The following is a 10,449-nucleotide window of genomic DNA, read 5'->3' as shown; positions in this document are numbered from 1 at the left end:
TCCGGCATCGCTCGCACGCAAAGCCAAAAGAGGAGAGGATATGGCCGACAAGCGCCTGTCGCTCGACCATATCACCGTCACCGACACCACCCCCTGGCAGCTGGCGCAGATCGCCGCAGAGGTGGGGTGTGAAGGCATCTGCCCGTTCCTCCATTCCATGGAGGTGCTGCCCGCCATGCCCAGCTATGACCTGGTGCGCGATCCCCAGGCGCTGCGCCAGACCCGCGACGCGCTCGCCGCCACCGGGGTCAAGGTCGACCTCATCTACCCCTTCACCATGGCAGGGCGCACCAACGTTGCTGACTTCGCCCCCGCGCTTGAAACCGGCGCAGCATTGGGCGCGCCACTTGCCAATGTCCTGTGCTACGACCGCGATCCTCTCCGCCGCACCGAAAAACTTATCGAACTCGCCGAACTCGCCGCCCCGTTCGGCATCGCCCTGTCACTCGAATTTTATCCCCCCTCCCAGGTCCGGACCCTCAGCGCCGCCCTCGAAGAAATAGCCCGCGCCGGCCGCCCCGACATCAAGGTCACAGCCGACCTCCTCCACATCATGCGTGGCGGCGAAGCAGACACCAGCATGGCGCTCCTCCGTCACCCCGCCATCGCCATCGCCCAAATCTCCGACGGGCCCGCAACCATCGATCCATCCCAGATCGAACATGAAGCCGGCATCCAGCGCCTCCTCCCCGGACAAGGCAGCTTCAATATCACAGCGTTCGAACAAACCCTAAACCCCAACACTCCACTCAGCGTCGAAATACCACAGCAAAAACAAATAGACGCAGGAACAACACCACAACAACGCGCACAAAATGCGGTGGATTGCGTGAAGGCATTGCTGGACCAGTGAGGCTGCGGAGGGCCATCGAGATTGGGCGGTAGATAGCGGATTTTTTTCGCATAGCTGAACCACCCGTTTCATACGCATCGTCATGATGGATGATCGTTGCCATCAAAACATGCGGCGTGACGGTGCGCAGAACTGTGCATTGTTGAAGACCGGGCGGCCACGGCCAGTCATCCGCTCCCGGCCGTCAGGTGGCACTCTGAATTCCTGCACGCTATAACCCGCGCATCTACGGGAGGCATGGGGAATGCAGATACGGAATGGGCGGATGGCAGCGCCGCCCGCACTGGATGCACTGGATAATAGCATCATCGAAATCCTGCGGACCAATGGGCGGGCAACCAACCAGGACATTGCGCAGCAACTGTCGGTGACCGCCGCTACCGTTTCGGCACGGTTGCAGAAGATGGAGGATGCGCGGGCGATGCGTGTCGTCGCCGTGACCGACTTCGCGGCGAGAGGGTATAATGTCATCATTGCCGTCGGCGTCAGGGTGCAGGGGCGTGGCATCCAGGAAGTGGGACGCGACCTTGCCAAATTCCCCGAAGTGCTGAGCGTCAATGCCATGAACGGCGGTTATGATCTGGAGCTGATGGTGGCGCTCCATGATTTTTCCGAGGTTCAGGAATTTCTCTACGACCATATCTCCGGCATCGAGGGTGTGGCGCAGATTGATTCCGGCGTCGCGGTGGACATCGTCAAATATGAGTTCAACGTCGTGCCGCTGGGGCCGACATGAGCGCGCCGCTGCTGGATCCGCTGGACCGGAGGATCGTGGACAAGCTGTCCTTCGATGCGCGCATTTCGAACCGGGCGATTGCTGCTGAACTGGGCGTCACCGAAGGGACGATCCGGGCGCGGATAAAGCGGTTGCAGAATGAGGGGCTGATCCATTTCACGGTGGTGACGGATTTCCGCCTCGCGGGGTCGCCCAACCTTTGCATGATGGGGATCAACGCCGATCCGTCGCAGGTGACGGCGATCGCGGAGCAATTGAGGCGGATGCCGGAGATCAATTGCGTCGTGCTGCTGCTGGGGCGGTTCAATTTGCTGGCGATGGGCCTTTTCACGAATATCGAGCAGCTGAATGACCTGGTTTCGGCCAAGATTCGTACCCTGCCTGGAGTGCAGCGGGTGGAGACGGGGATTTCCGTGCATAATCTGAAATATGAGGCGGGAGTGGCGCGGATTACGCAAATGCCAAAAGGAAATAGCGAAATAAACGCGGTTTCTAAAAAGAATGTCGTTGCGATGGCGTAACGATGCAGGCGGCGGCGATGTCGTTGGTGACGTTGCCGACGGTGCGGAAGAGGTCGGGGATCGCCTCTATCGCCAGGAGTAGTGGGAGCGCCGTTACGGGCACGCCAGCGGCGATGCAGACGGGGGCGATCGTCGCGAAGAAGGAGACTTGCGCGGGAAGGCCGACCGCGCCGAGGCTGACGGGCACGGCGACGAGGGCAATCAGCGCCAGGGTGGCGATGCCGATCGCTACGCCATGCATGTGGCCGAGATAGATGGCGACAGCGACGTTCGCGGCGACGCTGGAGGCGCGGAACAGCGACACGGCCATCGGCAGGACGATGGCAGCGGTTTCTTCCGGAACGTCGAGGTCGCGGGCAGCGTCCACCATGACGGGCAGCGTTGCGAGCGAGGATTGCGTGCCGAGAGCCACGGCCTGAGCCGGGAGGGCCGATCGGGCGAAGCGGAGGGGAGAGCGGCGCCCCGCCAGCGCTGCCCAGAGATAAGCGAGCAGCGTCGCGGCAAGGCAGCAGGCAGCGACGACCGCGATATATTGGGCAAAGGCACCCACCGCGCCGACGCCGAGCTTCGCCCCCGCGCCGAAGGCCAAGGCCGCGATGCCGATGGGCGCGACGGCCAGCACCCAACCGACGATGACCAGCATGGTTTCGACAAGGCCGGTCAGGAGCTTGAGCAAGGCGTCGGCCAGATCCCGAGTGATGCGCGCGATGGCGAAGCCGAAGAAGATCGCGAAGACGACCAGCGGCACCATGGCCGTTTCAGCGGCGGCCTTGATCGGGTTTGCGGGGATGATGCCGCTGTACCATGCGCTCTGCGGCGGAGGGGGTGGCGGGGCCCCGACCGGCGCGAAACCCTGCGCGACTGGCCAGAGGCGCAACAGCCCCTCCGCCAGAAACGCCGCGCAGACCGAAGCTGCCGTCAGCATCAGCGCGAAGAGGATGAGGGCGCGGCCCGCGATGCTGCCAGAGGCGGCGTTGCGAGAGGCAGAAGCGATGCCGGTGACGAGCAAGCCGAAGACCAGCGGCACGACCGTCATGGTCAGCGCGTCCAGCCAGAGGCTGCCGACCGGCTGAAGAATGGTCCCAAGGGTCTGCTGCAGCGGCCCACTGATAATGATGCCCGCCGCCAAGCCGAGGACAAGGCCAGCCAGCAAGTGCAGGGGTCGCGCCTTTACGGAGATCAATTCGAGGCCGCCCGGCGTTCGATCACCGCGGTGATCAGCGCGATGCGCTCGACATCGGCATAGGCGGGGTTTTCCAGTTCCTCCCCGAACACGTCCGGATCGATTTCGGCATAGCGGAGCAGGCAGTCATGCTCTTGCGCAAGGCTGGAAAGGCGCACCTTCAGTTCGTCGTTGCCGCCGACGATGGCGCTGCCGGTATAAAGGATGAAGCGGCCGTCATCAGCCAGCCGGGGCACGGCCTGCCGCGCCATCGTCAGTGATATTTCAGCCCCGTGCATGCCGCCGCCATCGCGATAGGCGCGGCCTGCGGAGTCGACGATATAGGGCGGGTTGGCGAGGAGCAGATCGAACGTTCCGCCGATCGGCGACAGATCCCCAGCCTCGCAGAAGCGCGCATCGACACCAGCCGCCTGCGCGTTGATCCGGGCGAGGCGGAGCGCAGCGGGATTGACGTCGGTCATGATGATTTCGACGCGCGGGCAATGATGCGCGGCGACGATGCCGCCGACGCCCGCGCCGGTGCCCATATCGACAAGCCGTGCGCCGTCGCGCTGCGGGCATCGGGACAGTTCATCGCTGATCAGGCGGGCGAAGCGGTAACTGTCTGGTCCGAAGAAGATCGCGTCCTGATCATCGGTCGGATAGGCGGAATGCAGCAGCAGATCAGGGCCGAGCGACGACACGCGAAAACGGCTTTTGAGGCCGTCGCCATGCTGTTCGAGCGCGCTCGCTCGGTCGAGAATATGGAGCAGTTCGGGCTCAAGCAGATTGGCGTCGAATGGCAGCGACCAGCCGAACACGTCGCGCAGGTCGTGGGCGCGGCGCAGTGGCGCGCGTTCGATCAGGCGTGCATGTGTCGCGGGGGTGGGGGTGATGAAATGATAGCCGCGCGCCTTGAGCAGGGCGAGCAGGTCCAGCAGGGCGGCCGCTCTGCCGTCAGTATCAGCGACAGACGGGCTCCAGCCCTGTTCCTGCGACGGATCGTCGTCAAATAGCGCCCCCGATGCCATTTGCTCCATGCATCATTCTCCCTTCCGGCTAGAGAACGCCGGGAACGGCCTATCGGGTCCGGGGCGGGCTCCAAGGGCGTTCAGGAGCACCTGGACTTGCTATCTGGCGCTGCGGAGGCAGCGGGACCCCGGGTCAAGCCCGGGGTGACGGAGAAGGAGCCTTCAAAGGCCCGCGTCATTGCCGCGAAGGCTGGGGGCGATGCCGTTCAGGAAGAGTTGGGTCACAAATCGCGCGTGCGCGGCCATTTCTTCGGGGGTCAGGGGAGGACCACCGAACAACAGGCGGCGTTGCCATTCGCCAAAGGCCATGGCGACGAACTGCTTGGCGAAGTTGCGGCTATCCGCTTCCGCGACACCTTCCTTTTCCAGCAGTTCCGCGACCGGGCTGACCTGATGCCGTTCGAACTGGTGGCGGGCGATCTGGCGCAGTTCGTCAAATTCGCCGCCCTCCCGATAGATGAGGCGCGCGATGCGGGTGCTGCGCGTGGATGAAAGCTGGCGCTGCATCTCTGTCGCGTAGGTGACGAGCCGGGTGTGCAGGTCGCCTTCGAGGTCGGGCAGGTCAGGCATCAGCTGCGCGCCCGAATGTTCCAGGCTGGCTTCGAAAAGAGCCAGCTTGTCGGGAAAGTGATTGTAGAGCGTTCGGCTCGACACCTCAGCCTTTTCCGCGATGTCGCGCAGGGATGCGGCGTGGAAGCCGGAGCGCGCAAATTCCTCAAGCGCGACGAGGATCAGGTTCAGGCGCTTTTGTTCGGCCACCTCCGCCTTCGGGCGGCCCGCACGCCTCTTGATACGCACTTCATTCATCTTTTGCCTCGTCGCGCAGCCGGAGAAGAATGGCAAGCATAGTAATGATTGACTAATTACACGATAATGTGAAAATTCCCTGATCGATTCCGGCGGGGAGCCGGAAAGGTGAAGAGCGGAAATCAACCCGGGAGAGAATGATGGAACTGCCTTTTGGTGCGGAACAGGATATCGACTTCATGTTCCTGAAGTTGGTCGTTCATGACATCGGGAAGTCCGAAGCCTTCTACAAGTCCGTGTTCGGGCTGGTGGAAATGAACCGGATGGACGCGAAGATCACTGGGCGCGATGTCGTCGAAATCGTTTATCAGCCGACCTACAAGGGCGGTCCGCTGTTCATCCTGGCGAGCTTTCCCGAGGACACGCAGCCTGCGAATAATGAATCCATCATCGGCTTTGCGAGCGGAGACCTTAGCGCCTGTTTGCAGCGCGTCGAGAAGGCGGGGGGCACGGTGGTGGAAGACCGGGAGGTTCCCGGCTTTGGGCGCCATGCCTTCGTGAAGGACCCTGAAGGGCATCTCCTTCAGATCAGCCAGCGGCAGGGCTGAGCGGGTCGTGCTTGAAGGCGCGGGCCGCAACCGGGGCGCGACGTCGCGTCCCGGAATGGGGCCCGATTACCGACACGGTCCGGGGCACCAGAGACTTTGCTTGTGATGCCAAATCAAACCGACATAAGGAGAGGTCGAGTTTAGGTTTTTGGACAGAGCATGCCGCGCACCGGAAAAGGGATAGAAAAGGCTGACACTGGCGAGGCGAAAGCGGCCGGACAGCATGCCCCCGCGCGCCGGACGGGGAGGCCGCCGAACAAGAAGGCGGGCCAGATTGATGAAGCCATCCTGACGGCGGCGCGGGACCTGTTCCTGTCGACGGGGTATGAAGCGACGTCGATGGAGGCGGTGGCCCAGGCTGCGGCGGTGTCGAAACGGACGCTCTATGCGCGCCATCCGACCAAGGAAGCGCTGATGAAAGCGGTGGTCGAGGACCGGGTTCAGCGATGGTCGAGCGATGCCAGCGCGGGCAATGCGGATCTGCCGGAGCCATTTCCCGACCGGCTGAAGCGCCACGCGCAGATTTTGATGGAGTCGCTGGGCAATCCCGAAGTGGCGCAGTTCGACCGGTTGATCCTGACGACCGCGTCACGCTTTCCGGAGATCGCGCAGAGCTTTTATCAGATCGGCTATCGCTATGAGCTTCAGTTCCTGACCAGCGAGATCGTTGCAGGGACGAAGGACGACTTGGCGCCGCCGGTCGATCCCGAGCGCGTGGCGCGGCAGTTGCTCAGCATGATACAGGGTTGGCGCCGGACGGAAGAAACGATCCGGGAGGTGAGCCGGGAAGAGGCCGCGCGCTTTGCCGCCGATGCGGTAGACGTCCTGCTGCGCGGACGGGAAAGCTGGTGATGGGGCTGGCCGGGATGAACCACCCCGGCCAAAAAGCGGTGATTATTTCTTGGCGGGGAGCTTCGCGAGGTCCGCGTCGATGGCGGCAAGAACCTTGTCCGTGATGTCATCGGGCGAATATTGCTGAATGTCCTTGAGCGTCATGGCGCGGGCCATGTCGACCTGATCGTTGGTGGTCATGCCGGGGACGTGCTTTTCCAGGACAGCCTTGGCCGCCGGGTCGTCGAGCAGCGTGCCGAGTTCGGTCGTGGCGGTGGAATAGGCGGTCTGCGCGAAGGCGGGCATCGGCGACATCGCAATCAGGGCCGCCGCGATCATCCAGTTTTTCATCATGGTCTCCGTTCAACTGTGGCGAGAAACTATTGCAGCATTGCGGACAACGCAACGCACATGTTTACTTCTGCCCGAATATCCGGATATGCCTTTCGCGCTGCTGAACGTAGCCGGGTTTCGGGACGGTGCTTCTGAAGGCAGGGCGCTGACAAGCATGAAGGGGGATGACGGGATGGCGAAGCGTAGAAGCAAGGCGTGGCGCGTCATCAAATGGGTGGCGATCATCGTCCTGCTGGCGGTAGCCATCCTGGTGGCGATGACGGTGCGGGCGATTGGTCCGGGCAATTTTGGACGCATCGTGCTGGGTGTGGGCGTAAGTTATGACGAGACGCCGCCTGTCCTGCCTGCGCTGTCGGACAAGGCGATCCTCATCTTTTCCAAGACCAATGGCTTTCGCGACGATGAGCAGATCGTGGCGGCGAACCGGGCGATTGCGGAGATCGCGAAGCAGCGGGGGTGGAGCAGCTACACGACCGAAAATGCGGCGGTGTTCAATCCCGCGCAGCTGAAGCGCTTCAAGGCGGTGGTGTGGAGCAGCGTCAGCGGCGACGTGCTGACGTCGGCGCAGCGTGACGCTTTCCGTGACTGGCTGGAAAAGGGCGGCGGCTTTGTCGGGCTGCACGGCGCTGGTGGCGATCCGCAATATGCGTGGCGCTGGTATGTCGACAATCTGATCGGCGCGCAGTTCATCGGCCATATCATGGGTCCGCAGTTTCAGCAGGCGACGCTGAACGTCGAGGATCGCGATCATCCCGCGACCCGAGAGTTGCCCAAGACGTGGCGGCGGACCGATGAGTGGTACAGCTTTGACGCGAGCCCGCGCGCCAAGGGCTACCGCATTCTCGTCACTATCGATGAGAAAAGCTACAGTCCGCTGCAGAAGCTGACATCCTTCACCAAGGCGAAGGACATCCGCATGGGCGCGGATCATCCGATGGTGTGGACGCATTGCGTGGGCGATGGCCGCGCTTTCTATTCGGCGCTGGGCCATGCCGCGTCGACCTATGGCGAGCCGCTGCATCGCAAGATGATCGGCGGGGCGATCGCCTGGGCGGCGGGGCTGGAGGGGTCGCGCTGTGCTGGCGGCAAGGAGGTTCTGCCCGCGCGCTGAACCACTTTCCTGATCGTCGGGATGATGCATAAGGACCGCCAGGCTCCTATATCGAGCCAGACGATGGCCGGGGCGCTGCACCGCCCCTGCCGACAGGTAAAGGAAAATGCCATGCAGGATGATCCTGTTGTGATTGCTGGCTATGCCCGGACGCCCATGGGTGGGTTTCAGGGAGTGCTTTCGCCGCTGAAGGCCACTGATTTGGGCGCTGCGGCGGTGAAGGCTGCGATGGAGCGCGCAAGGGCCCCGGTGGATGCGATCGACCGTATCTATATGGGCTGCGTCTTGCCTGCGGGGCTGGGTCAGGCGCCCGCGCGGCAGGCGGCTTTGGGTGCGGGGCTCGGCCTCAATACGGAGGCCACCACCGTCAACAAGATGTGTGGTTCGGGCATGCAGGCAGCGATCATGGCGCAGGAGGCGCTGATGGCGGGGGCGGCCGATCTGGTCGTCGCGGGCGGGATGGAAAGCATGACCAACGCCCCTTATGCGCTGCCAAAGCACCGGTCGGGCGCGCGGATCGGCCATGACCGGATCATCGACACGATGATGATGGACGGGCTGGAAGATGCCTATGAGCCCGGCAAGGCGATGGGCGTCTTTGCCGAGGACGCGGTGCGCGACTATCAGTTCACCCGCGCCGAGCAGGATGCCTATGCGGTGCGATCGCTGGAACGGGCGCAGGCGGCGATCGCGAGCGGCGCTTTCCGGCGGGAGATTGCCGCGGTGACGGTGCCCGGACGTGGCGGCGATACCGTTGTCGACACGGACGAGCAGCCGGGGAAGGCGCGGCCGGACAAGATCCCATCGCTCAAGCCCGCTTTCGTTGCCGATGGCACGATCACGGCGGCGAACAGCTCCTCCATTTCCGATGGGGCGGCGGCGCTGGTGATGACGCGGCGGAGCGTGGCGGAGCGGCTGGGGCTGCCGGTGATCGCAACGGTCGTCGCAAGCGCTGCCCATGCGCATGAACCGTCGCGCTTTACGACGGCGCCGGTCCCGGCAATGCGCAAGCTGCTGGAAAAGGCGGGCTGGCAGGTGGAGGATGTCGATCTGTTCGAGGTGAACGAAGCCTTTGCCGTGGTGGCGATGATCGCGGCAAAGGAGCTTGGCATTCCGGCCGACAAGCTGAACGTGAATGGCGGCGCCACCGCGCTGGGGCATCCGATCGGCGCGTCGGGCGCGCGCATCGTGGCGACGCTGCTGGCCGCATTGCAGGAGCGCGGGCTTAAGCGCGGGGTGGCGAGCCTGTGCATTGGTGGCGGGGAAGCGACGGCGATGGCGCTGGAACTGGCCTGACATAGCGGGCGGCTTTCCTTTTCGCCGGAAGCCGGTAAGCGGGTGGCGGATGATCGGCTTTTGGGGAGCAGGCTGGGCATGAAGGCGGTGGGTTTCAGGCAGGGCGGCCCGATCGATCGGGAGGATGCGCTGATCGACATCGAGGTCGCCGATCCGTCGCCCGGCCCGCGCGACCTGATCGTCCGTGTCCATGCCGTGTCGGTGAACCCGGTCGATACGAAGCTGCGTGGCGGCGCCAAGCCTGCGGACGAGCCGATGGTGCTGGGTTATGATGCGGCGGGCGTGGTGGAAGCCGTTGGCTCGGAGGTGACGTTGTTCGCGCCGGGCGACGAGGTCTTCCATGCGGGCACGGTGAAGCGGCCGGGCACCAATGCTGAATTGCATGCGGTTGACGAACGCCTGGTTGGCCGCAAGCCACGCTCGATCGACTTTGCCCAAGCGGCGGCGCTGCCCCTGACGGGCCTGACGGCTTGGGAACTGCTGTTCGACCGGCTGCGCGTCCCGCGCGGAGGGGGTGAGGGGCAGTCGATCCTGATCGTCAATGGCGCGGGCGGCGTCGGTTCGATGCTGGTGCAGCTGGCCCGGCGGCTGACGAAGCTACGCGTCATTGCGACGGCCTCGCGCGCCGAGAGCATCGCATGGGTGAGGCAGATGGGCGCGCATGATGTGATCGACCATCGCGCCCCGCTGCATGACGGGCTGAGCGGGATCGGTGTAAAGTCGGTCGATTTCATCGCCAGCCTGGCCGCCAGCGACCGGCATCTGCCCGCCTATGCCCGCATCATCGCGCCGCAGGGCAGGCTGGCCCTTATCGATGACGTGAAGAGCTTCGACATCGTGCCGCTGCGGCAGAAGTCGGTCACGGTGGCATGGGAAGGCGTGTTCACGCGCTCCATCTACGGAACGTCCGACATGGTCGAGCAGCATCATGCCTTGTGCGAGATCGCGCGGCTGGTGGACGAGGGCGTGTTGCAGGGAACGATGACACGCGATCTGGGACCGATGAGCGCGGCGGCGCTGAGGCAGGCGCATGCGCTGGTGGAAACCGGCACGGCCATCGGCAAGCTGGTTCTTCGGGGCATCCCGAAGAGCTGAATCCAGAGCAGATTCCGATCCGATGGCATCGGTTCGGCTGCTCTAAAATTTTGCTTTTTGCCGCGTTTTCCGGGCCAGCAGATGATTCCATCTGCCTGGAAAAC

Annotated in this window: 12 protein-coding genes; 8 read left to right on the top strand and 4 right to left on the bottom strand. The window is 63.7% G+C overall.

All coding sequences use genetic code 11. The annotated features are described in order from the left end of the window. The 3 genes from NCHOL11_RS16445 to NCHOL11_RS16435 all read left to right on the top strand — a co-directional run. A partial coding sequence (locus tag NCHOL11_RS16445) for a sugar phosphate isomerase/epimerase family protein (RefSeq protein ID WP_217991109.1) occupies nt 1–853 on the top strand: 853 nt, incomplete at its 5' end. A gap of 265 nt (nt 854–1,118) precedes the next feature. Beyond that, nucleotides 1,119–1,589 carry an Lrp/AsnC family transcriptional regulator gene (locus tag NCHOL11_RS16440; protein WP_201516144.1) on the top strand — a complete coding sequence of 157 codons (471 nt, stop codon included), beginning with the start codon at nt 1,119–1,121 and terminating at the stop codon, nt 1,587–1,589. Further along, complete coding sequence (locus NCHOL11_RS16435; RefSeq protein WP_097093636.1) at nt 1,586–2,110, top strand: Lrp/AsnC family transcriptional regulator; 525 nt, start codon at nt 1,586–1,588, stop codon at nt 2,108–2,110. The genes NCHOL11_RS16440 and NCHOL11_RS16435 overlap by 4 nt, the downstream gene beginning before the upstream one ends. On the opposite strand, the gene NCHOL11_RS16430 is transcribed toward NCHOL11_RS16435, so the two are convergent. From NCHOL11_RS16430 to NCHOL11_RS16420, 3 genes are all read right to left on the bottom strand, one after another. Then, nucleotides 2,082–3,263, bottom strand: coding sequence for a dicarboxylate/amino acid:cation symporter (locus NCHOL11_RS16430; RefSeq protein WP_255254885.1), 1,182 nt, complete (start codon nt 3,261–3,263; stop codon nt 2,082–2,084). The genes NCHOL11_RS16435 and NCHOL11_RS16430 overlap by 29 nt on opposite strands. Before the next feature lie 26 nt (nt 3,264–3,289). Next, nucleotides 3,290–4,312, bottom strand: a complete 1,023-nt coding sequence (locus NCHOL11_RS16425; RefSeq protein WP_255254884.1) for a methyltransferase — start codon at nt 4,310–4,312, stop codon at nt 3,290–3,292. A 153-nt stretch (nt 4,313–4,465) separates the two neighbouring features. Beyond that, entirely contained in the window at nt 4,466–5,110 is a 645-nt protein-coding gene (locus NCHOL11_RS16420; RefSeq protein WP_097093634.1) for a TetR/AcrR family transcriptional regulator, read from the bottom strand. A 140-nt stretch (nt 5,111–5,250) separates the two neighbouring features. Here NCHOL11_RS16420 and NCHOL11_RS16415 point away from each other — a divergent pair, with 140 nt between their 5' ends. Together NCHOL11_RS16415 and NCHOL11_RS16410 are read left to right on the top strand one after the other, a co-directional pair. Further along, the gene (locus NCHOL11_RS16415) at nt 5,251–5,658 is read left to right on the top strand and encodes a VOC family protein (protein ID WP_176502338.1); all 408 of its coding nucleotides are present in this window, start codon (nt 5,251–5,253) and stop codon (nt 5,656–5,658) included. Nucleotides 5,659–5,817: 159 nt separating this feature from the next. Beyond that, entirely contained in the window at nt 5,818–6,510 is a 693-nt protein-coding gene (locus tag NCHOL11_RS16410) for a TetR/AcrR family transcriptional regulator (protein WP_097093632.1), read from the top strand. 42 nt (nt 6,511–6,552) lie between these two features. Here NCHOL11_RS16410 and NCHOL11_RS16405 read toward each other — a convergent pair whose 3' ends face one another. Beyond that, nucleotides 6,553–6,840 carry a hypothetical protein gene (locus tag NCHOL11_RS16405; RefSeq protein ID WP_097093631.1) on the bottom strand — a complete coding sequence of 96 codons (288 nt, stop codon included), beginning with the start codon at nt 6,838–6,840 and terminating at the stop codon, nt 6,553–6,555. A gap of 175 nt (nt 6,841–7,015) precedes the next feature. Here NCHOL11_RS16405 and NCHOL11_RS16400 point away from each other — a divergent pair, with 175 nt between their 5' ends. From NCHOL11_RS16400 to NCHOL11_RS16390, 3 genes are all read left to right on the top strand, one after another. Next, nucleotides 7,016–7,954, top strand: a complete 939-nt coding sequence (locus NCHOL11_RS16400) for a ThuA domain-containing protein (RefSeq protein WP_176502337.1) — start codon at nt 7,016–7,018, stop codon at nt 7,952–7,954. 111 nt (nt 7,955–8,065) lie between these two features. Next, a complete protein-coding gene (locus NCHOL11_RS16395) occupies nt 8,066–9,250 on the top strand; it encodes an acetyl-CoA C-acyltransferase (RefSeq protein ID WP_097093688.1) in 1,185 nt (394 codons plus the stop codon). Between the two features lie 78 nt (nt 9,251–9,328). After that, nucleotides 9,329–10,345, top strand: a complete 1,017-nt coding sequence (locus NCHOL11_RS16390) for a zinc-binding alcohol dehydrogenase family protein (RefSeq protein ID WP_097093687.1) — start codon at nt 9,329–9,331, stop codon at nt 10,343–10,345. Nucleotides 10,346–10,449: the final 104 nt, after the last annotated feature.

The organism is Novosphingobium sp. Chol11, from assembly GCF_900218065.1.
GTDB lineage: Bacteria > Pseudomonadota > Alphaproteobacteria > Sphingomonadales > Sphingomonadaceae > Sphingobium > Sphingobium agri.
This window is presented reverse-complemented; position numbering and strand designations above follow the sequence as displayed.